The 24,537-nt window shown below is 38.5% G+C and carries 23 protein-coding genes and 1 tRNA gene; 23 read left to right on the forward strand and 1 reads right to left on the reverse strand.

The genetic code is table 11. From position 1 onward, the window contains the following. The first annotated feature begins 268 nt into the window (after positions 1-268). From IGJ44_RS04020 to IGJ44_RS04080, 13 genes are all read left to right on the forward strand, one after another. Positions 269-616, forward strand: a complete 348-nt coding sequence (locus IGJ44_RS04020) for a DUF7006 family protein (RefSeq protein WP_074536943.1) — start codon at positions 269-271, stop codon at positions 614-616. Between the two features lie 392 nt (positions 617-1,008). Further along, entirely contained in the window at positions 1,009-1,281 is a 273-nt protein-coding gene (locus IGJ44_RS04025) for a hypothetical protein (protein ID WP_074536942.1), read from the forward strand. 134 nt (positions 1,282-1,415) lie between these two features. Continuing rightward, positions 1,416-3,086, forward strand: a complete 1,671-nt coding sequence (locus IGJ44_RS04030; protein ID WP_159161297.1) for an LPXTG cell wall anchor domain-containing protein — start codon at positions 1,416-1,418, stop codon at positions 3,084-3,086. Between the two features lie 68 nt (positions 3,087-3,154). Further along, positions 3,155-3,463 carry a hypothetical protein gene (locus IGJ44_RS04035; RefSeq protein ID WP_159161296.1) on the forward strand — a complete coding sequence of 103 codons (309 nt, stop codon included), beginning with the start codon at positions 3,155-3,157 and terminating at the stop codon, positions 3,461-3,463. Further along, positions 3,456-3,614 (forward strand): hypothetical protein, encoded by a 159-nt coding sequence (locus tag IGJ44_RS04040; RefSeq protein ID WP_336680422.1) that lies wholly within the window; start codon positions 3,456-3,458, stop codon positions 3,612-3,614. Before IGJ44_RS04035 ends, IGJ44_RS04040 begins: the two co-directional genes overlap by 8 nt. Before the next feature lie 404 nt (positions 3,615-4,018). Continuing rightward, positions 4,019-5,494: a helix-turn-helix domain-containing protein gene (locus IGJ44_RS04045; protein ID WP_159161295.1), complete on the forward strand. Its 1,476-nt coding sequence runs from the start codon at positions 4,019-4,021 to the stop codon at positions 5,492-5,494. A gap of 461 nt (positions 5,495-5,955) precedes the next feature. Further along, positions 5,956-6,294: a hypothetical protein gene (locus IGJ44_RS04050; RefSeq protein ID WP_074536557.1), complete on the forward strand. Its 339-nt coding sequence runs from the start codon at positions 5,956-5,958 to the stop codon at positions 6,292-6,294. Beyond that, positions 6,260-6,988 carry a WxL domain-containing protein gene (locus IGJ44_RS04055; protein ID WP_074536556.1) on the forward strand — a complete coding sequence of 243 codons (729 nt, stop codon included), beginning with the start codon at positions 6,260-6,262 and terminating at the stop codon, positions 6,986-6,988. The genes IGJ44_RS04050 and IGJ44_RS04055 overlap by 35 nt, the downstream gene beginning before the upstream one ends. Continuing rightward, positions 6,943-9,630 (forward strand): WxL domain-containing protein, encoded by a 2,688-nt coding sequence (locus IGJ44_RS04060; RefSeq protein WP_175445293.1) that lies wholly within the window; start codon positions 6,943-6,945, stop codon positions 9,628-9,630. Before IGJ44_RS04055 ends, IGJ44_RS04060 begins: the two co-directional genes overlap by 46 nt. 298 nt (positions 9,631-9,928) lie before the next feature. Then, positions 9,929-10,945 carry a DUF916 and DUF3324 domain-containing protein gene (locus tag IGJ44_RS04065; RefSeq protein ID WP_074536554.1) on the forward strand — a complete coding sequence of 339 codons (1,017 nt, stop codon included), beginning with the start codon at positions 9,929-9,931 and terminating at the stop codon, positions 10,943-10,945. Between the two features lie 333 nt (positions 10,946-11,278). Beyond that, the gene (locus tag IGJ44_RS04070; RefSeq protein ID WP_074536553.1) at positions 11,279-11,626 is read left to right on the forward strand and encodes a DUF7006 family protein; all 348 of its coding nucleotides are present in this window, start codon (positions 11,279-11,281) and stop codon (positions 11,624-11,626) included. A 1,050-nt stretch (positions 11,627-12,676) separates the two neighbouring features. Then, positions 12,677-13,417 (forward strand): helix-turn-helix domain-containing protein, encoded by a 741-nt coding sequence (locus tag IGJ44_RS04075; RefSeq protein ID WP_074536552.1) that lies wholly within the window; start codon positions 12,677-12,679, stop codon positions 13,415-13,417. A gap of 13 nt (positions 13,418-13,430) precedes the next feature. Next, a complete protein-coding gene (locus tag IGJ44_RS04080; RefSeq protein ID WP_074536551.1) occupies positions 13,431-13,826 on the forward strand; it encodes a hypothetical protein in 396 nt (131 codons plus the stop codon). Positions 13,827-14,350: 524 nt separating this feature from the next. Here the strand turns inward: IGJ44_RS04080 and IGJ44_RS04085 are convergent. Next, positions 14,351-14,423 (reverse strand) — tRNA-Lys (locus tag IGJ44_RS04085). 79 nt (positions 14,424-14,502) lie between these two features. Between IGJ44_RS04085 and IGJ44_RS04090 the strand changes: the two genes are divergently transcribed. From IGJ44_RS04090 to IGJ44_RS04135, 10 genes are all read left to right on the forward strand, one after another. Continuing rightward, the gene (locus IGJ44_RS04090) at positions 14,503-14,739 is read left to right on the forward strand and encodes a helix-turn-helix domain-containing protein (protein WP_074536550.1); all 237 of its coding nucleotides are present in this window, start codon (positions 14,503-14,505) and stop codon (positions 14,737-14,739) included. A gap of 60 nt (positions 14,740-14,799) precedes the next feature. After that, positions 14,800-15,987 carry a tyrosine-type recombinase/integrase gene (locus IGJ44_RS04095; RefSeq protein WP_223597470.1) on the forward strand — a complete coding sequence of 396 codons (1,188 nt, stop codon included), beginning with the start codon at positions 14,800-14,802 and terminating at the stop codon, positions 15,985-15,987. A gap of 495 nt (positions 15,988-16,482) precedes the next feature. Next, positions 16,483-17,049, forward strand: a complete 567-nt coding sequence (locus tag IGJ44_RS04100) for a DUF1836 domain-containing protein (protein ID WP_167827197.1) — start codon at positions 16,483-16,485, stop codon at positions 17,047-17,049. Further along, entirely contained in the window at positions 17,042-17,902 is an 861-nt protein-coding gene (locus tag IGJ44_RS04105; protein WP_005225280.1) for a DegV family protein, read from the forward strand. The genes IGJ44_RS04100 and IGJ44_RS04105 overlap by 8 nt, the downstream gene beginning before the upstream one ends. A gap of 132 nt (positions 17,903-18,034) precedes the next feature. Continuing rightward, entirely contained in the window at positions 18,035-18,739 is a 705-nt protein-coding gene (gene yycF / locus IGJ44_RS04110) for a response regulator YycF (protein WP_430606163.1), read from the forward strand. 3 nt (positions 18,740-18,742) lie between these two features. Further along, positions 18,743-20,584, forward strand: a complete 1,842-nt coding sequence (walK, locus tag IGJ44_RS04115; protein ID WP_005225283.1) for a cell wall metabolism sensor histidine kinase WalK — start codon at positions 18,743-18,745, stop codon at positions 20,582-20,584. Continuing rightward, on the forward strand, positions 20,581-21,891 hold the full coding sequence (locus tag IGJ44_RS04120) for a YycH family regulatory protein (RefSeq protein ID WP_167827196.1): 1,311 nt from the start codon (positions 20,581-20,583) through the stop codon (positions 21,889-21,891). Before walK ends, IGJ44_RS04120 begins: the two co-directional genes overlap by 4 nt. Further along, a complete protein-coding gene (locus tag IGJ44_RS04125) occupies positions 21,892-22,746 on the forward strand; it encodes a two-component system regulatory protein YycI (RefSeq protein ID WP_167827195.1) in 855 nt (284 codons plus the stop codon). 55 nt (positions 22,747-22,801) lie between these two features. Next, the gene (locus tag IGJ44_RS04130; protein WP_167827194.1) at positions 22,802-23,608 is read left to right on the forward strand and encodes an MBL fold metallo-hydrolase; all 807 of its coding nucleotides are present in this window, start codon (positions 22,802-22,804) and stop codon (positions 23,606-23,608) included. Between the two features lie 42 nt (positions 23,609-23,650). Then, positions 23,651-24,388 (forward strand): MurR/RpiR family transcriptional regulator, encoded by a 738-nt coding sequence (locus IGJ44_RS04135; protein WP_010747610.1) that lies wholly within the window; start codon positions 23,651-23,653, stop codon positions 24,386-24,388. The last annotated feature ends 149 nt before the right edge of the window (positions 24,389-24,537 follow it).

The raw sequence follows: 24,537 nt of genomic DNA on the forward strand, positions 1-24,537 counted from the left end.
ATCATTGCCGGAAGTAGAAGTATCTGCGTCAAAAGAACATTCCAAATCGATTAATAAACGGATAAATATTACTTCAGATGAGGGTTCAAAGAATAATAGCGTGTTTGTTCATAGTTCAAAATATTTAAATAGATCTAATTTACCGCAGACAGGATTCGATAAGGTAGATAGAATAATTAGTCAGTTTTTAACAATTATTGGTGTTGGTCTATTGGTTACTTTCTGTCGGTCTCTATGTTCTATTAAAGTTAGAAAGGATTGAAACTAAATGGATAAGGATATAGAAAAAGAGTATTTTCAATTTTTTGATCAAGCTATTGAAAAACAGACATCTTTAAAAATTCGTGACTACTATGAGGAGATAAAAAAAGAATTTTCTAATGTAATCCAGTATATTTCATCTGCTAATGCATGGGCTTCTATTAAAGAGTTAATAATACTCGATGCGAAGTTACAAATCCTGTCTAGTCTAATTGAAGACAATATCTTCGAGTTGCCGGAACAAGAAATTATTCGCCTTTCGGAAATAGACAGCACTTCATATTATCAAGAAATTTTAAAAATGGATGGAAGTTTGATACACCATAGTCAGAGAAAGTCTTTGTTACTTCTTTGATAGCTAAAAGTATATAGTTTTAAATGAGGAGGTTAGTAACTATAATGATGATATTTTGACGGGGGACTTAATCTATACTTAATGATGTTGAAACTTGTCAAAAATTTATCGGTGAAAAAGCATAAAATAGGATTTAGATTGCAAGTATTAATATAAAGATTTTATTATGACTTACTTTAATTTAGGTTATTACGAGACTGAGGTAAAAAAGAAAGAGGAGCCATATGGAAGAATTGACACAAAAAAAATATCGTCGAAGAGCACTAAAAATAGAACGTGAACTAAGGAGGAAACATCAACAAGAGATCGAAAGAAGATGTAATCGACAAGAAGTCCACGAGTTGGTTCAGTTACTACTGGAGCAAGGTTTATTGCTAAAAGGGAACTAATTTATGAAGAAAACAACTATTATTAAAGTGATTACAATAGGTACAGCTTGTTTTTTGGCTATTTTAGCTGGATATACCTTAGCAAAATCTGAACATTTTATACAGCAAATTGCTAAAGAAATAACGGAAGGTGCTTCTATAAAGGGTAGTAATAAAATTAATAGTAATGAAATAGAGGAAACTATCAAAGACACCACAGGCACCAAACCGCAGAGGGTAAGAGTATACCAATGTGGCAAGGTATCTAAAATTGAAATGTATGAAAATATAGAATAATGAAAAATGTATAGACTTTCATGAAAAATGAACGCAAAATGAACATGCCGCTTTTATCACAAATCAAACGTTTTTTAACGTGAGATAGACATGGTTCTCGATAGCTAAACATAAAAGGCAGGGGAAAACAGAAAATGAAAAAATCAACAGTAGCACTTACAGTTATAGCACTTACGGGTATTATCGCAGCAGAAGCGGGGAGTGTAGCAGTAGTAACGGCCGACACAATCGCAGGTTTGAAAGTTGTATCAAATGACGGTCAAAAGATCGTATTAGAAAATGGCTTAGAGGTTCACAACGAGGGCGGCAAATGGATCGGAGACGGCGTAGAGGTAACGCTAGTAAAAGATACAGTGATCGAAGACGTGCAGAATCAATCATACGATCAAACTGCAGCTGAGGGATCCGAAACGGTTACTGCAGAAGGAACGACACCAGAAACCGATTGGCAAGCCGCAGAGCAATCAGAAACGGTGATCGAGACTGTACCAAATGAATCATACGATCAAACCCCTGCAGAGGGATCACAGACGTTAACTGAGACGGTTTATAACAGTGTTTACGATCAAGCCCCTGCAGAAGGATCAGAAACCTTCACTGCAGACGTGTCAAACCGCACATTTGAACAAACACCAATCGAAACAGGTAAAACAGTTTATACAGAAACGATCGAAACACTAGAAACGCAATGGCAAGCCGTAGAAGCAGGCAAAACGACTTACACAGAGACGGTTTACATTCAGCCTACCCAATGGACTGCAGTTGAAACTTTTGAACCTTCTATCATTGCTGAGGTGTCAGATCCAATTTTTGAACTTACACCTATTACAGGAACAGAAACCTTTACTGCAGACGTGTCAAACCGCACATTTGAACAAACACCGATCGAAACAGGTAAAACAGTTTATACAGAAACGATCGAAACACCAGAAACACAATGGCAAGCCGTAGAAACAGGCAAAACGACTTACACAGAGACGGTTTACAATCAGCCTACCCAATGGACTGCAGTTGAAACTTTTGAACCTTCTATCATAGCTGAGGTGTCAGATCCAATTTTTGAACTTACACCTATTACAGGAACAGAAACCTTTACTGCAGACGTGTCAAACCGCACATTTGAACAAACACCGATTGAAACAGGTAAAACAGTTTATACAGAAACGATCGAAACACCAGAAACACAATGGCAAGCCGTAGAAACAGGCAAAACGACTTACACAGAGACGGTTTACAATCAGCCTACCCAATGGACTGCAGTTGAAACTTTTGAACCTTCTATCATTGCTGAGGTGTCAGATCCGATTTTTGAACTTACACCTATTACAAGATCAGAAACAGTGATCACGGACGTACAAGATCCAGAGCAAGATTTGACAGCCTATGATGATATCACGAAACCAACGCATATCGAAGGATCAAAAGTGAAAGTGATCGCTGAGGTGGATCAAAAAGATCCCGCTCAAAAAGATTCCACTAAATCTGACAAACACGATATCACGAAGGCTACAGCTGACACAGACGAAACAAAAACGATCGCTTTGATCGCAGGAAAGAGCAGCACATACGATCAACCGGCTAACAAGATCCAAGCAGATCAAAACGGAGCAGAGAGCAAAACAGACACTGATAAAATGATTACTGAGATCGCAGGCGTTTCAAATATCGTAGCTTTACCAAAAACAGGCGAAACTGACAGCTTGCTATCTAGTGCTTTATCAGCGATTGGCTTAACGCTTGTTGCAGGAGCCGGAGTACTATTTTTCAAACCTAGAAAACCAATCGGAAAACACTCAAAACGATAAGAAAAATCTCACTTTTGGGCTTTTCTTGTATCAAGGAGTAAACTACAAAGGAAATTAGGGGGATAAATATGCCAATGAGAAAATACACGCAGGAACAGATCGACAGTGTGGTAAAACAAGGCCGCATATATTTAAACGAGGGCGACTACTTACATACTGCTATTAAAAAGATCGTCAGTGATTTAGTACCGAGCAGCATTGAAATTTATCTAAGAAAAGACTTTGAGTGTATGAAGGCGTACCGCTTGCACCATTGGCACACACGTTCTGAGAACTCCTTGCGTTACTTGTCATTCGTGGATCAAGTAAGAATACGCAATGAAGAATTAATGATTATCACTGATAACAAGGTCACGGAGAAAATCACCATTGCTTGAGTTTATCGCTAGTATCATTTTTGGGATCGCTATGATATTCGCTTTTGAAGTCATAGGCGTAGAAAGTCACACGGCTTTTCTTTTGGGGTTCTTTATAATATTTTTATTAGTAGCTGTACCAGTGATCGAAACGGTCAAGAAAGAGCGATAGACCAACGTTACAGCTGATAGGCCTGCAGTATTGTAGTACTGCAGGTTTGTCATTGCAGGCACGATTACTTCAGAGCTTTAAAGACTAAGCACCAAACGGAATATTTTTCTAATCTTATAATTGAAAGGAAAAATACTTTAAGTAAGAATAGTTGAGCTCTTCATATTTTGTGAACTGTTCAGGAAATAATAAAAGGGTCAGAAACTTTTAAGTTTTTGACCCCGTTTTTATTTTGTCATTTGAAAGCTTTTAAAGCAGCTCAATTGTTGGTGGTCAGGTATGTTGTGGAAAATTAAAAAGGAACAGAGTAGCTCATCTTGTTAAATTCTTTATTTTCACTTTTTGTTCTATTTATGTAATAGTATAAAAAGAAGAATCTGATAATGAGAAATGAGGCGGAGAATATGAGAGACTTACAGTTAGCATTTATCAGTAATCGCACAACTAAGCGCTTATTTCGAGTTTTGAGTGTGATGGAACGAGATCGTTTATTTACAATTGGTGAAATGGCAGAAAAGATGCAAGTCACACAACGCACAATTGCAAATGATCTCAAGTATGTGAAAGACTATTTTGGTGATTGTATCACCCTAATTTCGGGGAATAGTGGCTTTCTTTTTGAAGAGAAAAAACCTTCCGTGTACCAAGAAAAGAAACAAGATTTGCTAGAAAATGAGTGCTTATTTGAAATCATCGGTCATATTTTTCAAGGGGAATTGATGGATATTGACGAGTTGGCCCATCATTATCATTTTTCTGAGAGCACGTTTCGACGGTTGTTGGGTCAATCGAACAAAATATTGAGCAGTTATCGGTTAAAATGGGTGTCGAATCCATTGACAATTGAAGGGAGCGAAGCGGATTTACGGAAATTCTTCAAAGACTTTTATTACGAAGGGATTGATACTGCCCATACCCTTGTTCCCGACCCCGTATTGCATGAGTTGGTCTTAACCCAGTTAAACAACAAACTAGGACAATATGATATTGGCTCTGGAACAACACCAGCTGCTTTTTACTATACTTTTTTTATTGCAATCAAACGAGCGAGTCTTGGTTTTCCGATAACAGTCCCGAAATATTTGATTGAATTAGCCTACAAAGGAAATAGCTTCTCCCTCTTGTATTCTTTAAAAGACGGAATCAACAAGCTTTACGGCGTAGAACTAGCGAAGGAAGAATTTGCATGGATTTATTTAGTTACTATTTGTAAACGTACCTTAGATCGAGAAGCATCGGAGGAAAAGTTCTACCAGCAGTTTCATCAAGGATCAGAAATTGCCAAACTTACGGAGGCTTACTTACAAGAGTTTGAGCTCACAAATGAGAGTTATGCTAAGATAAAAATTTTCTTGCAATCCTTCTTTTTGTCTAGAAAAGTGAACTATGCGTTAGCTCCTGCATTGAACAAAGAGGCACAGGACATCAAAGAATCTCTCATGCGTTCTGACAATGAAAACTATCAACGGAATTTACGATTTTTAAAAAAGCATCAAAGAAAAGACTTTTTGGCTGCGCCATATCTTGAAGATATTTGTGTGAGTTTAACGATCTACAGTGATTTGATTTTTGATTTTTATTCACCGACAAAAAGAATTTATTTTCTTCTAGAAGGTGATCACTTCATCTGCCAACAGATTCGAACTCGTGCAATGCAACAGTTTGGTACAAAGCACAAGTTAACCTTTTTGCCATTGCAACATCTGACACAAGAAATGTTAAATGCCGATCATATTGATTTGATTGTCACAAACTATAATCGGTACCTCTTAGACTATATTATTGAAACTGATTACTTGTTATTAAAAGCTGTCCCAGATGAGCATGACTGGCGGAATCTGGAAAGAAAAATTGATCCGTATCGAAAACCATTTCTCTAATCTCCGTACACTCGTTAAAGGTATTAACGAGTGTTTTTTCATTTATTTCATCCGTATATGAAAATGTTGATTCCCATTTTATCTAAAAATCATGTAACCTTAGTCATGTAAGAATTAGGTATGCATACAAACTTACAGACAAATGTATCAAAAACCTTCGTTTTTTAGAATAGACATTTGTTGTTTATTCTCTAAAATAGAAAACCTAATCTAATAACTTTTCCAAGACATTCGATCGGATCGAATGTCTATTTTTGTTCTTCTCTAAAAATCGAAGAATTATGAGACAAACCAATTGTTTTTACAAGAAACTTAAAAAGTTGAGACAGATGCACTAATTGGCTTAACGGGTGCGTATTAACCTACAGGAAAACCTGAACCAACACCATCCGAAATATATTTAACATAGAGTTTAAAGCGCTCGATACTATTTCCAAAAGTTCAAAAAGGGGTGATTGTATGTGCAATTATTAAAGAGGAAATGTATTTGGTTTTGTTTATTAGCATTGTGGATTTTTGTCCCAGCTGTTTCTGCTCAAACGGTTCAATCGAATAGTTCGATTACCTTTCAAAATATCATTCAAGACGAAATACAGCCGGAACCACCAAAAGGAGATCAGGCAGACATTCAAGAAATCCCCTCATATAAGAAGCCAGGAAGGTTTCCCCAGTTAATGGCTATAAGAGAAACACATAATGTCTTTTTAGGAGGCATTTTGTTGATCGTGTTTGTCTTATTAAAGAAAAGGAAAGAAGGAAAAAGAAGTGAAAAAGAAGTATTTAGCAATCGTATTACTTAGCAGCCTATTGTTTGGAAATGTTGTTACAGCTTCAGCCGAACAAATAACAAGAAATGCAGAAACAGAAGGAGAAGTAACTCTTTCGATAATTGATGATGTTGATACGGTTGATCCAGATCCAGATCCAGGTCCTGGAATTATCATTCCCCCAGTACAAACCGGAGAATTTTCCATAACCTACGTGCCTACTTTAAATTTTGGGATGCACGATAATGTTCATTCAACAGGTTTGCTAAAATTTGAGGCTCTGGCAGAGTCCTTTGAAGTGAATGATGATTCTGGGGAAGAAGTTTTGCGTCCACATTTTGCTCAGATTCGTGATACCCGTGATGTATCAACAGGATGGACGTTGAGAGTTGAACAAGTAACACCATTTACAAATGATAATAATGTGCAATTGAATGGTGCATCCATTACGTTTAGTAACCCAAGACTTTCTCAAGCCTGGGATTCCGAGGTTGCTATTCACTCAAATCCTGTCACTATTTCGGCGGAACATGGCAGCCAAATTCTTATGGGTGCAGAAGTGCTTAACGGGCGTGGATGGAATTCGATTACTTGGGGAACGTTAAATGGTGAGGTGAATCCGAATATTGTTTTAGAAATTCCTGGGGAACGAGCAAACGGCCAATTCACAAGTGAATTGAATTGGAGTCTAAGCAATGTCCCTTCTTCGCTGGACCCTGTTATTTAAGAACAACAAAAACATATTGGCAGAATATTGTTGGTCTCTTTTATATGAATGAGATCAACAATATTTGTAAGAAGATTATTTCGTTGAAATATGAGGAGAAGAAAATGAAGAAATTCATAGTTTTGATAGCGATACTTTCTTTAATCAGTCATTCATCCCCAATGCTAACTTTTGCTCAAACAGTATCTATAGACGAAGTCTATGAGGAAACTAGTGATTCTTTTATGGAAGATAGCGTTGAGGAAAGCAGTAATCATAATGAGGAAGATGAGATTCAATCAAGCGATAAAGTGGCAAGAGATGACGCGGTTTCTCCCAGTGATAGTGGTAGGGACACTTCAGAAAGCAAGCAAGAAGAGAATGCGGTTTCTTCTGAAAACCACTCTTTCGCAGGTCAGTTGATCACTGGCGTATGGGGGACAGTTCCATGGACCTATGATTTGGTATCGTCAACAATCGTTCTCAGGGGAGGCGAGGTTGGGTTGACCGGACTAGCGCCTTGGAAAACCTATACTGAAGTTGAACAGATAGTACTTGAAGATAGAGTCATCTTGGGTAGTAGTGCTGTAAGCTTGTTCAGTGGATTAACTCAATTGAAAAGTATACAAGGCATTGAAAAGTTTGATACTGCTAATGTAACAAATATGAACTCAATGTTTCAAGGAGCAAGTAGTATGACAGAATTAGATTTGAGTCAATGGGATATGTCCAATGTTACTAGTACTTCTACAATGTTCGCTGAAATGTCCAATCTAAAAAAACTAGATATAAGTTCGTGGCATGCCAATATCTTAGTTATTAACATGTTTAGAGCGACATCTTTCAATCATCTCACTTTAGGTACCGGAACAAGAATTAACGGTACCTGGTTATCCAATATACCGGTAACGGAAACCTATACGGGGCGTTGGGTACTTCAAGATAGTTTGGCTAGTTCAACTAATTTTGTTTCATTTGCTAGTTCAACTGCATTTATGTCTGGGTATAATGGTGCGAATCCTGGCGTATATGTCTGGGAAGAAACAATTGATCTTGAAGCACAAGTAAGTCCCCAAACAATCCTTCTAGGAGAGGGAACCCAAGACATAGATTTAGGCAGTGCGATTCATACGGTAACGGCAGATGGTGTCTTGTTGTCTTCAGGGGAGTACGATGTTACTTACATTGACTCATCCTCCTATCTTTATATAGGTGATCGATTTAAAGATGTGACCATTACATATCGAACGGTGCATACGTTATCTGTCCGTATTCCCATTTCCGTTCGTTGGGGCAACACAATACGTTTACGTGGAACATGGGCGAATAACTTCGAGGAGTGGCGAACAATAGCCGCTTTTACACATCACGTTGGAGAATTGGGCCCTGAACTGTCCCTATCGCCAGGACACGGTGGGACAAATCCAACTACACCAATGATCCAGCAGTTGCCAAATCAAGAGTTTGCTTCCCTTCATGCATACTCAGGCTCCGCCACTATTCTTGTAAACCAAGGCCAACATTTTTTTGACTTTACGTTGTCTACTCAGCAAACACCTGCCGAAGCACAACAAGATTTTGAAAATGCGGTGGGAGAAAATGGACGTCTACAGTTATCGGTTGGTGATATCGTCAGCGCGACGCACTTGTTTTCATCAGGAGAGGAATTTGATGGCGCCTTAGCTGGCTTCTCTAATCTAGAATGGAATGTACTTATGCAAGATGAAGCAGAAGAAAATGTAGGCACAGATCACACGAATCATAAAAATAGTGCATTTTATGAAGTGACAGCAACTAACCTAAGACCGTTAGTGATCAATCAGTTGAAGCCGTTGCTGAACAATGAGGTTTGGCAATATATTTCTGAAGAGGAGTTATTGGTAGTAGCAGAAAGTTTTTTTGATTTTGACATTGCTGAAGGGTACGTTTCCATAGCGGAGATCATTGAAATGCCTGATACGAATCAGCCAGGAGATTCATCCATGGTTGTTCGAGTGCAAGAAAAGTTATCCTCTGGGCAATACGCTCAAATGGATTACACCGTTCCAGTAACAATAAGGCCGTTACAAGTCTCACCTAAAGATCCAGAGAATCCTCAAGAAGAATTGCATCCAGAGGTGATGCCAGAACTGCCAGAAAATCAAGGATTTTTAAGCATTGATTTTGTTCCTACGATTCAGTTTGGGGATCAAGAAATATCGTATTTTGCACCGGAAACACTATACGCCGAACCATTAAGAACAACAGCAAATGAAACACGTGCAAATTTTGTGCAAGTTTCTGATAGACGTGGAAGAAATCAAAGTGATGGGTGGCGCTTATCTGTGAAACAACGAGAACAGTTTAAGAATAGCGAAACAGGGCATGTTTTAGCTGGCGCTTCTTTGCAGTTTCATCATATTCAAGCAATAGCAGCGTCCGATCAAGAAAATCAGCCTACCCATTCAGAACAACTCTCGCTCCTTCCGGGTGTTTCATCTACTGTCGCTCAGGCACAAGCAGGATCGGGATTAGAAACGTGGTTATTTGCCTTTGGTACAACAGACCAAGCGGCTGAGAGTGTTGTACTGCACTTAGAGTCCGAACAGGAACGTCAAACTGGAACATATGAAACCACCTTGGAGTGGATTCTTCAATCGGTCCCTGATAATGTCATTCAATGATAGAAATCAACTGGATGCGTACTTCATCAGATGTTCAAACAGCCTAACATCCAATAGGAAATCATTTTGGTTGTTAGGCTATTTTTCTGTTTGGCCATTTGCGAGGATTACAAGCAAGAGGAATCTGGCGGTACTGCTCCTCATTAGTAATCATGATGGTCAGTTTGGTCATCGTCGCATGCACAAATCGAGCGTATATGATTCATGAATTTTGCTATGCTGGGTAGGAATTAGGCACTAATGGTAGTAACAAAAGAAATGAAGGCAATCCCCGTGGAATATAGAGAGGAAGATCGTTATGAATAAAATACTATTTGACAGTAAGAAAACTATGATGTACATAGTGGTAATTTTTATATTGACCCTGTTTTTTGGCCCAGTTGCTTTTGCTGATCAATCTGCTGGTTTTTCAGTTAGACCGATTCTGAGTGAAAATCAAGTGAATTCTGAGGTAGGCTATTTTGATCTGAATCTTGAGCCTGGAGAAAGCCAGACGTTATCTTTGGAGTTACGAAATATGTCTGATGAAGAGATCAACTTATCAATATCCGTACATACAGCTTTTACAAATGTGAGTGGTGTAGTGGAATATGGTAGTGACGCCGATATCCCAGATGACACCCTACCATTTTTTTTGGCTGATTATATTCAAGGAGATGGCAAGATTACTCTTAGTGAAGGGGAGACGAAACAATTAGATCTCTTATTAACCTTACCAGAAGATAAACCATTTGAAGGTGTTCTAGCAGCAGGAATTCGCGTGGAAGAAATCAAAGATAGTGAGCATTTGTCAGAAGAATCAATGGCTATTGAGAACACACTGTCTTATGTTATGGGCCTCGTTGTATCGAATAAGCGGGAGCAACTTTCTCCCGAGCTAGATCTTTTAGATGTCTATGCGGACCAATTAAACTTTAGAAATGTGTTTAGTGCTCAGATTCAAAATCAATCGGGGACGTTTGTTAATCAGTTTGAGGTTATTGCATCAATTTATAATGAAGATCAAACAGAACGCCTTTATTCCACAGAGGCATCAGGAATGCAAATGGCTCCTCACTCCAATTTTGCGTTTCCAATTCCTTTGAATGGTGAGTCATTTATCCCAGGAACTTATGTTCTCCATCTACAAGCAAATTCAGGAGAATTAGAGTGGGAGTGGACGAGGTCATTTGTGGTAGATGATGAGACGTCTAAGGAATTTAATCGACAAGATATAACTATTTCTAGTCCAAATAATTACTGGTTATTTATCTCTATTTTTCTTGTTATACTCTTACTCTTAGTGTTTTTTTATAAGAATAAGAAAGCAACTTAAGAAGATTGCATAGTGATAGGAGACCAAATAAGTAAATTCTCTAACAAAAAAAATTAATCCATAAGAATACAGTAAACAATCGTTACAGTTGCTTAAGCTAATTTAAGTCAATTAAGATGATAGGTGAGAGGTTCTGACTAAGTTTCAGTGTTATTTTACATGTCTAAGGGTATATGATATCCACCTGATTACTGTACGAAAAAAATATTTTTAGTCATGTATAGTTTCTTTAAAAGGATACAGACCATAATGATGGCAGTGAAAAGAATTAAAATAATGCGTAGCTAGAATGTACCAAATATAACATTTAAATGTTTGGAAAGGAAAATAAACATGCTTCTATTCACAACAGAAAAAGATTATACTAACTATTTCTGGCAAGAATTGGATGAGTCTCGCAGAGATACAGAAGAAATTCGAGAGTATATCAATAAACAGATAGTTAGACTGATAGAGCTGACTGATAATATTTCAAAAACAACATTTTGGCAAGATCTTCCAGAAATACTGGGGATTGATGCAAAGTTGAATCTTTTAGTGGAATTGTGTAAAATTCAAGAATTTTCAAGTAATGAAATCATTCGAATCACCGAGAATGATTATCGAACCTATTTCAAAGAGTTATGTGGCTATAATTTAAGCATGAAAACGGAAAATTCAATGATATTTAATATCTCTTGATATCAGTAGAAAGAGGAAATAATTATTTTCTTGAAAGTTAGTGGTGGAAGAATATGAAATGTAAACTAAGAACATTTTAAAATGGGACTTTGCTTAGCGTGGACTCAAAATTTTATATTTCTTGATTTCATAAAGCATAAACAAGGACTTTACAATTAATGCAGGAATAGCTTTTTCAGTAAGGGAAAGATTTTCCTAGATATGTAATAATGAGTAGATTTAATTTTAATACATGATTAAAAAAACCTTAGTCATTAAAGATTGATTAGTTGTGCAAAATAAAATCTGTGTCAGATTGAACATCAATCTGGCCCAGATTTTTTGCTTTTCCACATTGAACAATTGATGATCAAGAAAGGGCCTGGTTCTCAATTACTCATATGATTCAAATCCGTAGGAAACTAGTAATATTTCTTTTGTATGGGTATTCTTATCTATTATTTTTCTATTGGGATCAGGATAAATCATCGCATTAGTGATGACTTTTTCTTATTAGGTTAGAAAATTTTGAAGGTTTACTCGAAAACCGCCATATAAAGGTTAAAGAAGTTCAATAAATAAGTAAAAAGAAAAAATTAGGATCTGTGTCTCCAAAGGCATCAATTAACACTTATAAAGAGGAGGTTAGGCGTTCGAAAAAGTTAGGTGACATTTTGATTATTAAAAAGTATTTTGGCAGGACTTCGTGAGAAGATATGAAATTTTGTTATTTATATTAAATAGTTATTTTTAATTCGTTTATAGAGTTTTTTATCGGTGTTATTTCTTAATAAGTGATATATTTTACTGAAATTTGGATTGTATATTGAATCGCTTAAAAAGAAAAATTATATGCTGATAATTTAGCATTGATGGATTGAAATATTTAGAAGTGATAATAATAATTTGTAATTTGAATCAATAATTTTGCGGTTTTAATCATTATTATTTGAAAACGTTTTACTTATTTATACTTTATGATAAAAGTGAATTAAGAAGTTGATGAATACGTACAGAATATGACAACTTTTACAAATAAAGTGAGTAGCATAAAGTAGGAGGGTGAAAAGAATGATAGAAATCAAAAATATCTATTATACAAATGGTAATAACTATTCTCCAAATGATCATGGCGCAAATGGTTGGGCTATCCTGTTGACGAAGAAAGGACTGTATATGGAGAAATCTGAGGTAGAAATAATTCTGATAGAATCACATATGATCTTCCATTACATTTCGCAGAGCTTAATGAATCAAATCATTATTGTCGAGTTGAATTTATTTTGTAAGCCTTCTTCAAATTATATTCAAAAGATTGATCTGATAATCAATCAAGAGTTATCTAGCTTAATTCAGTTACTTTTTACAAGGTTTGAAACGAGAGATCGAACGTATGTAGTGAATCCCGCTATCGAAATGATAATAAGAAAGACATTTCGATTGAATCTTTCTACGCTAAAAGAATACTTTGAAATATTTAAGTTAATAGCATTCATACAAGAGAATTTATCTGGAAATGTGACCGTTAGTGACTTGGCAGAGTTTATGCACATGTCCAAACCAACTTTAAATCGTTTTTGTATGAACAAATTAAATAAAGTGCCTCAGGATTTAATTAATGATATCAAAATTACGTTAGCGAAAAATTTGTTGGAATCGACAGATGAAAAAATTTTTGAGATTGGTGAGAAAGCTGGTTTCTTTAACGCCAGTGCATTTACTATTTTTTTTAAAAAGGAAACCGGGTTATCTCCAAAAGAATATAGACAAAACTATTTTAATTCTTGGAAAGAGCACAGCCTAACTATTTAGAGGTGAAAGTGATATGGGAAGTAGAGAAATAGAAGCTCGTCTAATAGAAATCATGGATGAAATTGTTGCTTTATCAAAAGAATATGTTCTGTTAAAGAATCAAAGATTTGAATACGACAAGAAAGTTTCACAAGAGAGAGTTTATGAAGAATATGTAAGAGAGAATGATTACCAAAAATATAAGAATAATTATGACATTATTTCGTTATATATAGCTTCTTTTTTAAAAGAAAAAGGTATCCCAACTAGATCAAAAACTATTTATGAATACTTGGTGAAAGAAAAGCTAATATCAATATCTTATAGTAATTTGCAAAGCAACTATCTTAAGAGGATGCACGATGATACTCATGTTAATGTTGAGCGAGTATATAGGGGCTATTATCAATATAGAAGAAAATCAAAATGAACGATAAATGAATCCAGTGGTGTCTTCAATCACTAACAATTAATTGAAGGAAGGAGACATACTGTTCTTTTAGAATCACTAGTCTTTGTGTTTCGGATCAACTACTTTTCAATATGTGTCATTCTAGCCTGTACTTATATATATTCTGAAAAAAATTTGGTAAAACTATTTTAGAAAGGAACGCTTTCGTTCTTTTATTGCTCATTGATAACCAAATAGCCCATTTTCTAAATTCTTTTCAGTGATTAAGTAGCAGGCAACTTTTGGCGCCAAGATCTCTTAGATTTGAAGGAGCGATAAACCAAAAGTTGCGACTAAAGCATGGAAACTTTAGGCAAAGAGATAATTGTTGAAGATAATGATACTCACGTAAGCGTCCCGCTGACGAACAGGGGGAGGAGGAGACTCCTGTGTACCTTTTCCAAGGTGGTTTAGAAAATGTTTAAAATAAAAAAAGAACAGCATAAATGTTTTCGAAATGCTTTCGCACCAACATTTACCTGTTCCGTGGGTTTGGCACCCAATGGGCCATGAAGGACTCGAACCTTCGACACCTTGATTAAGAGTCAAGTGCTCTACCAACTAAGCTAATGGCCCAAAATTTATTACTTTGATATAGTATCACTATTTTAAAATGTTGGCAACAATAATCTATGGTTTTTTTTAGGAGGTAAAAATGGAGCGAAACATTTATGACGTCATGTTTGAGAACTATAAAGATCTGGTTGGAATAAATGAATTGAGAGAAATGTTAGGAGGGATAGGGAGAAATAAAGCTTATGGGCTACTAAAATCGAACAAGATAAAACATGTCAAGATAGGCAGCAACTACAAGATTCCTAAAAAGTGTGTGATCGAATACTTACAAGATGCCCAAAATGTGGCAGATGAGCATACGCAGGCTATGGTATAATAAAGATGTTAGAATTGCGTTTTCCATAGCTTGCTTTTTTCATTTTTAGGAGGATTTGAATTGAAATTACGAGCGAATATTGTAGAAAAACGAGGAACTCTCCAAGTTGTCGTTACAATAAAAGATGATTTTGGAAAAACTTCTCAACGATGGAGAGATACCAAACTAAAAATGAAAGGAAATAAAAAAAGAGCTGAAAGAATAAAAGAACAATTTATATCTGAGATCGAGCAAGAAATTGCTATGAAACAAGAGGATTATCTTGTTTTAAAACTGGAAAGAACCGAAACGCCTTTTGTCGATTACCTATATAGTTATCTTGAAACTGCTAAAACACAACTGTCAAAAACGTCTTATTTTAGTTATAAACGTTACATCGATATTAGGATAAAAGATTATTTTGGACCAAGTGGAATTATGTTATCTGACTTAAAACCGGTCCACTTGCAAAGGTTCTATCAAAAAATATTAGACGATGGGTGCACTGGAAATACTGCTCTACACTATCACGCTTTTATTAGAAAAGCTTTACAGGAAGCTTTTATGACAGAACAGATAGATAAAAATATTGCTGATCGTGTACGTAGACCAAAAAAGGACTCCTTCGTGCCAAACTTTTACACAAAGGATGATGTGCTAAAACTACTTCAACTATTTAAAGGTGAGAAGCTCTATCCAATAATTCTATTAACAGTATTTTATGGATTTAGAAGAAGTGAAGTTTTAGGGCTTAAATGGGATGCGATTGATTTTGTGAATAAGACGATTACCATTAAACACGTAGTTTTGGAAAATAAAGAAGACTTAACAACCGTTCTTAAAGAAGACAGAACTAAAAATGCTTCCAGCTATCGTTCTGTTCCTTTAATAGAAACAGTTGAAGAGGAGTTAGTGAAATTAGCGTGGTGGAAGGAAAAAAATAAAAAGCTTTTCGGAGCTGAATATAATTACGAAGACGACGATTATCTCTTTACCATGGAAAATGGCAATATCATAAGACCAGATTTCGTTTCCAAACGATTTGCGAAGGTAATCAAGAGAAACAATATAAAAAGGATACGATTCCACGATTTGAGACATACAACAGCTTCTATAATGATTGGAAATGGTGAGCACATGAAGAAGGTGCAAGAGTGGCTTGGCCATGCCTCTTATACGACAACTGCTAATCTTTACGCACACCTTGATCCAAGTTTCAAATATGCTTCTGCAGAAAATTTAGCAAATACATTTGGATTCAAAAAATAAATAACAAAAAAAGACTTGATCAAAATTAACTGGCAAGTCTTTAAACGATTACTATTAAAAAAAGTCTGTCATTTTGTTGGCAAATTGTTGGCAATTAAAAGGCTTGAAGATTATCAACTAAGTAAACCTCATTAAAACCTCTATAAATCAACGTTTATAAACACACCTCTACATAAGAGGGCAGGTGATTAAGAGTCAGCTGCTCTACCAACTGAGCTAACGGCCCGTACCAAAAGTACTTCATTATCTTAGCACTCCGTTGTTGAAAAATCAATCATTCTTTTGAAAAAAATATGCGCTTTTTTCAGTTGAAAAACTGGCGTTATCTTAATAAAACACCATTTGTTTCCCAAATTCAAATGATAGGAAATTATTAAAAGATTGATCAGATTGCTTTAAAAACTCAGAAAACCGTGATAAAATGTATCTGGTTATCAAAACTAGATGATTAGTTTGTGATAATCTAACCTTCTGTTCGTCAAAATGGAGGATGACATGGAAAAATTACAAGTAGACATGAAAAATTGGGGCAATTCATTGCTGAAATTCCATCTGCCGAGATGGGAAGAATTGCCAACACTGGAACTGTATATGGATCAGGTGATCACATTGATCGATCAATATTTATCGCCGGTGATCCAAACGGAAAAGCATCCGCTATTGACCTCTTCCATGGTCAATAATTATGTCAAAAAAGGGATGATTCCAGCACCAGAGAAGAAACGTTACAATCAAAAGCATCTCGCATTTTTGATTGCGATCACGATGCTGAAGCAAGTGCTGACGATTCCTGAAATAAAGACGGGGATCCTTTTTCAAGGGAAAGTTGTCGGCATCAGAAATGCCTACAATGTATTTTGTGAAGAACAAGAAAAAGCGATCCACCTTGTCGGCAAAGAAGCGATGGGAGAACCCGAACAAATGACGTCGGAACCGATCCCAATTGAATTAGTAGCCATGAAAGGTGCGACGCGTTCCTTTGCCAACAAACTATTGGCAGAAAAAACGATTGAATTAGAAGTCATTTATTTAGACACACATAAAGGAGAAGCCCATGAATAAAGAGAAAATTGCCCTATTAGTTGATTCAGGTACCGATGTTCCCGCACAGATCATGGAGCAATACGGCATGTATATGCTGCCATTGCAAATTATCTACAAGGATCGGACCTATACCGATAAAGTTGATATTACTGCGGAAGAAATCTACGAGCGCTTGCCGCAAGAGATCCCTAGTACCTCGTTACCTGACGGTGCTGCGATCGGGGAAATCTTTGATCGGATCAAAGCCGATGGGTATGAGAAAGTCTTTGCCGTAACCATCTCCAGCGGATTGAGCGGAACGTTTAACGTCGTTCGCCTGTTAGGTGAACAACGGACGGATCTTGAGGTTTTCGTGCTTGATACGAAAAATATCGGAATCGGTGCAGGGCTGCAAGCGATTCGTGCAGCAGAACTGTTAGAAAAAGGCGTGACTTGGGAAGAACTGCGGGCACAATTAACGAATGAAGTGCCGAAAAACAAAGTCTTTTTCAACGTAGCTACCTTAGAGTATTTACAAAAAGGCGGCCGCATCGGTCTGGTCGCATCCATCTTAGGCAATGCCTTGAAATTGAATCCAATTATCTCTTGTAATGAAGAAGGGATCTACTATACGGTCGCAAAATCTCGTGGACGGAAGAAAAGCTTGGACAAAACCGTTGACTTGATCAAGCAATTCATCGGTGATCATCGCCATGTGCGTTTAGCTGTGGCGCAAGGTGATGCACTGCAAGAAGCCAAAGAGATGAAAGCACGATTAGAAGCCGAATTTCCTAAGGTCAAAGAAATCTTATTTGGACAAATCTCTCCCGCATTAGTCGTCCACACGGGTCCTGGGTTGTTAGGGATCGGTATCCAGCTTTTAGAAGAGTAAAAAAGAAAGGCCCCGTGCCTTTCTTTTTTTGTGCTTTCCTTAAGAATGAGGCTGCGGTTTTTGGGAAAGATGAAAAGCCCGTTTAAATAATGTATAATAAGTAAGAAACCAAAAAAAATTGAGGTGACATTTTTGAAAAAGATCCTAGTCGTGGACGATGAGAAACCAATTTCTGATATCGTCAAATTTAATTTAACCAAAGAAGGATATGAAGTATATACCGCCTATGATGGAGAAGAGGCATTAGAAAAAGTAGTCGAGGTCGATCCTGATCTGATTTTGCTTGATTTGATGCTGCCAAAAATGGATGGGTTGGAAGTTGCACGGGAAGTGCGCAAAACCCATGACATGCCGATCATCATGGTCACAGCCAAAGATTCTGAAATCGATAAAGTACTAGGCCTCGAGCTTGGTGCGGACGATTATGTAACCAAACCATTTTCAAACCGGGAATTGGTGGCCCGCGTCAAAGCCAATCTGCGTCGCGGCTCGGCAGCTGCGAAGGAAGCAGACGATAACGCTAACAGCGAATTAACGATTGGTGATTTAACCATTCATCCTGATGCGTACATGGTCACTAAAAATGGTGCAGCCATCGAATTGACGCACCGAGAGTTTGAATTGATGCACTACTTGGCAAAACATCTTGGTCAAGTGATGACCCGAGAGCATTTATTGCAAACGGTTTGGGGCTATGACTACTTTGGTGATGTTCGGACCGTTGACGTGACGGTGCGTCGTTTACGTGAAAAAATCGAAGACAGCCCGAGCCATCCAAATTATTTGGTTACTCGTCGCGGAGTGGGCTATTACTTGCGGAACCCAGAACAGGAATAAGCTATGAAAAATAAAGTTCGCTTTTTTCAATCGGTGAACTTCAAAATCGCCCTGACTTTTATCTTGATCTTATTGATTGCGATCCAGATTATCGGGGCGTATTTTATTCGCGAATTGGAAAGAACAACGGTCGATGCCTTCAAACGCGACATGGAGGCACGTGCCAGCACGTTAGTGGTAACGTTAGGCTCTGAATTGAGTCGAATGGATAATGATGACGGTTTAGATTGGGATTCCATGAATGCTTCCTTGAATCGAATCTTAACGAGTACCAACTCATCGGAAATTTTGGAGATGCGGGTGGTGGATGAGCAAGGGATCATTCGTGCAACCACCAATATCAATGATCGTGGCTCGGTGGGAGAAAAAAATGATTACCGTGATTACGATACGAACCGCAGTGAAGTCCTCTATGATGAATCCAGCGGCCAGCGGGTGTTCAATATCGTGCAGTCGATCCAATCACCGACAGGGGATACCGTTTTAGGAACCCTTTATTTACGGAGCAATCTTGAGTCAAAATACAATGAAGTCAGTACGACTGCGGTCATTTTTGTGACAGCCTCGCTGATTGCGGCAGTGATTTCGATCATTGTGGCACTATTGGTCTCTCGTTCCATCACCCAACCGATCGGAGAGATGCGCGAACAAGCGATTCGCATCGCCAAAGGAGATTATAGCCGCAAGGTCGCGATTCATGGAAAAGATGAATTGGGGCAACTGGCGGAGACCTTTAATCAACTAGGAGAACGAATCGAAGAGACTCAAGAGGCGATGGAATCTGAGCGAAACCGCTTGGACAGCGTCTTGTCTCACATGACAGACGGCGTTGTTGCCACCGACCGACGAGGCAAAGTCATTACCATCAATGAGATGGCGATGTCCTTGTTAAATGTCAGCAACGAAGAAGCGATCGGGCAGTCGATTTTGACGTTATTGGAAATCGATGAAGAATACACGTTACGAAAGCTTTTGGAAAATCCTGAAGACATGCTGTTGGAGCGTCCTAGCAATGATTTGACGGGAACAAATATGATTTTGCGCATCGATTTCTCCATGATTCGTCGGGAGTCTGGCTTTATTTCTGGGTTAGTTGCGGTGATGCACGATGTTACAGAGCAAGAAAAAAATGAACAGGAACGGCGAGAGTTCGTTTCCAACGTTTCTCATGAGTTACGGACACCATTAACGAGTATGCGCAGCTACATCGAAGCGTTGAGTGAGGGTGCTTGGAAAGACCCAGAAATTGCGCCGAACTTTTTGAAAGTGACCTTGGATGAAACGGATCGAATGATTCGGATGATCAATGACTTGTTGAGTCTGTCGCGGATGGATAGCGGCAATTCGCAACTGCAGTTGGAATACATCAACTTCAATGAAATGGTCAATTTCGTGTTGGATCGTTTTGACATGATGGTGACGAATGAAAGCAAAAAATACTTGATTCGTCGGGAGTTCACTAAACGAGAATTATGGGTGGAAGTCGATACCGATAAAATGATCCAAGTGATCGATAACATCATGAATAATGCCATCAAATATTCGCCAGATGGCGGGATCATTACGGTGAAATTGATGGAGACCCATAACAACATCGTACTTAGCATCAATGACCAAGGACTAGGGATTCCGAAAAAAGATCTCACGAAGATCTTTGATCGTTTTTACCGAGTCGACAAAGCTCGTGCCCGTCAGCAAGGAGGTACTGGCTTAGGATTGGCGATCTCACGAGAAGTCATCAAAGCTCATGGCGGTGCGATTTGGGCGGAAAGTCGAGAAAATCGCGGGTCAACATTTTACATCATGTTGCCGTATGAACCGTATGAGGAGGATTGGTGGGTATGAGAATCTCAGAAAAAATCATTCGAGCAGGTTTGATCGTGATGATCGCCTTGAGTTTTTATTTCTCCTATATGATTTGGCTAAATCCGACCGGGTTCAACAATGCCAGCACCGAAACAGATACTGGCGTCAATCCTTCGGTTCAAACGTACAAACAAAAAAGCGATTTGTTTTTGCCCCTATATCTAACATGGAATGATGAAGAGGATATCAAAGAAACCAACTCTGAAGCGGTGATTCGAGAGATCCAAGAGGTGATCAACGAGGCAACGATCAGTGATTTGACCCTGCGAACCTATGGTGAAGAACAGGCTTTTTCGAAAGCCCAAGAGGTCGATCAAGGAATATCCTTAAACTACTATACGACATTTTACTTGAAAGATTACGAGAAAACCTTTGATAAAGAACTGTCCTTAGAGGACGAAAGTGAAACAGAGGATTTTCCGTTTTCTCGCATCCAGTTTGATCTTGAAGAAAACACGATCCAATTTGTTGATTTTACCCATCAACGAGTGGTGCGAGGCAAAATCGACTGGGACAAAAGCCAAGTAAAACACTTACTAGCAGACAACCCTCGGGAATGGACGACAATGGTGGCAGATGAAGAACGATCCAGCAAGCAATATTATACGCAGGATTCGATCAAGCTGAAAAAATACAGCTACTATTCTTCGACCCAATCTCAGAGCTTATTTCGAGAAGCTTTTTTCAGCAATCCTAAAAACGTCAAGATCAATGATGAAAGTGTCGATACCTACTATTATGAAGGTGGGCAAAACATGACGGTCTTGCAAGATCAGCAGCAAGTCAAGTTTGAAACTACCACAGACAGTTCCGATGAAACGGATCTGGCGATGTTGAGTGCGGATTATATTATTCGTTTAGGCAACAATTTTGGGACGATCCGCTATTTTGATCAACAAGACAAGCACTTGGATTATCGGGTTTTCGTTGAAGGCTATCCAGTCTTTAGTACTGGTGGTCAAGGGGTGATCAGTGTGGCTTTTTCAGAAAGTGGTCAGACCGGCAGTCGGGAAATGACGATTTCTGCCAGTTTGAACGCGATTCAAGTGCCGATTCCTTCTGAAACCGAGATTGAATTGCCCTCTAGTTTGTCAGTCAAAAATGAGCTGATTGCGGCAGGGGCTGATCCTGAATTATTACAACAGATCATCGTTGGCTATCAATGGGGGGAGATCAAAGATGCACCACTCGTTGATTTGACGCCTGCTTGGTATGTCAATTATGACTCGTCTTGGATCAGTTATGATGCATTAATGACAAAATTAGCAGAAACGGAGGAGAATTAATTGGATTTTAAACGAATCGAATGGATTTTTTTCCTCGCTTTTCTTGGTCTGAACGTCTTTTTATTCAATGTTTACAGTGAGGCTCGCAGCGAGCATCAGATGGTTTCACAATCAAACCAAACGATTCCTATCGAACAACGTCTCGAGTCTGAGGACATTCGGTATTCTGGCGAATTATCAGCTGAGGTCTTGAGTGGCTATTATTTGAGCGGTGAACAGACGGATTTTGATGTGGAGCTACGAAATCCGCAACTCAATACGCAGTTCAAAAGAGGGTCGACGGTCAAAGGGCAGCAGTTGATCCATGTCTCAACCAATGGCTTTTACATCAGTGATGATTCCCAAACGGAAGAAACCGTCAATGGTTTTTTGCAACGAAAAGATCAAGTCCTGTTTGGGGATGAATATGACTATTTGGAAAACCTCTCTGTCTTGAACGCCAATCATCCGACCGTGGTGGCGGTTCAATCCTATGAAGGCATTCCTTTCAATGACAGCTCAAGTCGAATCGATATCACCTTAGAACAAACGGATGATCTATTGCAGATTGCTCGTTACACGCAAACACATATCTCCAATATTACGCCTCTAAGGGAAAAGATGACGGTCTATTCAGAAAAAGAAGCAGTAAATACGCTTTATCTAAACAACAAGCTGCCGAGTCACTCGAAAATTCTCTGGACGGAATTAGCCTATACGATGATTTTGAAGGTTAGGGAAAAAAATGTGTACATTCCTGCATGGTTTATTGCGTTCCAATTAGATGGCGATGACACCATCCAAATCGAAACGGTCAATGCCTTTAGCAATCGGATCATCACGAATAATGCCGTTCAAAAGGTAGAAAATCCATAAAAAAGCGGGTATAATGGAACTCGTTGAAACAACCAGAGAGGACGTCACGTAAACCATGATGAAGGAAAATGCCTTTCAAGTAAGTATTCTAGCCAGCGGAAGCTCAGGAAATTCGCTCTATATCGAAAGCAATAAAAAGCGGATCTTAGTGGATGCCGGTTTGAGCGGCAAGAAGATCACTTCATTATTGGATGAAGTAGGGCGTAAACCAGAAGATTTGGACGCCATTCTTGTGACCCACGAACATCGAGATCATATCCACGGTGTCGGAGTAATGGCGCGAAAATACAAACTTGATGTCTATGCGAATACAAAAACATGGCAAGCGATGGATCCAATGATCGGTAACGTCGCTGTCGAACAAAAACATATCTTTGAAATGGGAAAAGTGCTGACCTTGGGTGACTTGGACATTGAGAGCTTTGGCGTCTCTCACGATGCTGCAGCGCCGCAATTTTATCGTTTCCATAAAGACGGCAAATCATTCGTGATGTTGACGGACACCGGTTATTGCAGCGATCATGTGCGAGGCATTATCAAAGGCGCCGATGCGTACCTTGTGGAAAGCAACCATGACCTAGAAATGCTGCGAATGGGCCCTTACCCATGGAGCCTCAAACAGCGAATTCTTGGAGATCGTGGTCACTTATCGAATGAAGATGGCGCTCTGGTCATGACGGATATCTTGACCGACAATACCAAACGGGTCTATCTTGGTCATTTAAGTAAAGAAAACAACTTGAAAGAGTTGGCGCACTTAACGATGGTCAACACCATGAAAGAACATGATCTAGGTGTTGGAGAAACATTTGAAGTCTATGATACCGATCCTGACAAAGCGACGGAGTTATTTGCAATCTAATCGATCAACAAAGGATAAAATTGTCGGGTGGAGGCAGCAGGTATGTTTGATGAAGAAAAAATCAAGCGTCTGAACGAGCTTGAAATGGCTGTTTATAAGTACATTGTCCAGCATTTTGAAGAGATCGATCAACTGACGATCCGCGAATTGTCAGCTGCATGCCATGTCTCGACCTCGACGATTTTACGATGTATCACGAAATTAGGCTATCGCGGGTATTCAGAGTTAAAGTATGCGATCTGTCAAAAAAAGGAACAAGATGCACGAGCGTTTGATCTTTTCTATGATGCAACGATCCAAGTCAATACATTCTTAAAAAAAGTCAATAATGAAGATTACCGTAAGTTTATCCAGCCAGCGGTAGAACTGATTCTTTCCGCACGCCATGTGGCGTTTTCAGGTATCGGCACAAGTGGCATTCTTGGCACCTATGGCAGCCGCTATTTTGCTAATTTAGGCATCAATGCCTATAGCATCGTCGATCCCTTTTTGCCAGTACCGCCTCGTGGGATGGAAAATACGTTAGCGATCATTTTATCAGTTTCGGGGGAAACCATTCAAATGATCAAGCAAACGGAGGACTTCAAACGGTATGGGGCAAAAGTACTCAGCATCACCAATGATGAAAAATCGACGATCGCCCAAATGGCAGATTACAATATTTCCTACTATATGCCCGTCGTCAGTGGGGGAAAAGAAGTCGATTTGAACCTGACGACGCAAGTCCCAGTGATTACACTGATCGAACTTTTAGCCCATCAAGTCTACAAGCAAATCTAAGTGATCGTAAAAAAACAGCTTCGGCTGTTTTTTTTGTTGGAACATGTTTCATAACTTAGAAAAGCTATAGGCAAGGGGAATATTATCCATTAAGATTTATTTGTAAGCGAATTCACTGGCCAGTGGATGGAATTTTATTTTAGGAGTGA

Origin of the sequence: Enterococcus sp. DIV1368d (assembly GCF_050542975.1) — a bacterium.
Lineage (GTDB): Bacteria > Bacillota > Bacilli > Lactobacillales > Enterococcaceae > Enterococcus_D > Enterococcus_D casseliflavus.

Bases quoted from the DNA above. Each gene is read 5' to 3' on its own strand.
- IGJ44_RS04080 (WP_074536551.1), top strand. From the start codon at position 13,431: ATGGGAAGTAGAGAAATAGAAGCTCGTCTAATAGAAATCATGGATGAA.
- IGJ44_RS04075 (WP_074536552.1), top strand. From the start codon at position 12,677: ATGATAGAAATCAAAAATATCTATTATACAAATGGTAATAACTATTCT.
- IGJ44_RS04130 (WP_167827194.1), top strand. From the start codon at position 22,802: ATGATGAAGGAAAATGCCTTTCAAGTAAGTATTCTAGCCAGCGGAAGC.
- IGJ44_RS04070 (WP_074536553.1), top strand. From the start codon at position 11,279: ATGCTTCTATTCACAACAGAAAAAGATTATACTAACTATTTCTGGCAA.
- IGJ44_RS04135 (WP_010747610.1), top strand. From the start codon at position 23,651: ATGTTTGATGAAGAAAAAATCAAGCGTCTGAACGAGCTTGAAATGGCT.
- IGJ44_RS04020 (WP_074536943.1), top strand. From the start codon at position 269: ATGGATAAGGATATAGAAAAAGAGTATTTTCAATTTTTTGATCAAGCT.
- IGJ44_RS04035 (WP_159161296.1), top strand. From the start codon at position 3,155: ATGCCAATGAGAAAATACACGCAGGAACAGATCGACAGTGTGGTAAAA.
- IGJ44_RS04045 (WP_159161295.1), top strand. From the start codon at position 4,019: ATGAGAGACTTACAGTTAGCATTTATCAGTAATCGCACAACTAAGCGC.
- walK (WP_005225283.1), top strand. From the start codon at position 18,743: ATGAAAAATAAAGTTCGCTTTTTTCAATCGGTGAACTTCAAAATCGCC.
- IGJ44_RS04090 (WP_074536550.1), top strand. From the start codon at position 14,503: ATGGAGCGAAACATTTATGACGTCATGTTTGAGAACTATAAAGATCTG.
- IGJ44_RS04120 (WP_167827196.1), top strand. From the start codon at position 20,581: ATGAGAATCTCAGAAAAAATCATTCGAGCAGGTTTGATCGTGATGATC.
- IGJ44_RS04025 (WP_074536942.1), top strand. From the start codon at position 1,009: ATGAAGAAAACAACTATTATTAAAGTGATTACAATAGGTACAGCTTGT.
- IGJ44_RS04105 (WP_005225280.1), top strand. From the start codon at position 17,042: ATGAATAAAGAGAAAATTGCCCTATTAGTTGATTCAGGTACCGATGTT.
- IGJ44_RS04100 (WP_167827197.1), top strand. From the start codon at position 16,483: ATGGAAAAATTACAAGTAGACATGAAAAATTGGGGCAATTCATTGCTG.
- IGJ44_RS04030 (WP_159161297.1), top strand. From the start codon at position 1,416: ATGAAAAAATCAACAGTAGCACTTACAGTTATAGCACTTACGGGTATT.
- IGJ44_RS04065 (WP_074536554.1), top strand. From the start codon at position 9,929: ATGAATAAAATACTATTTGACAGTAAGAAAACTATGATGTACATAGTG.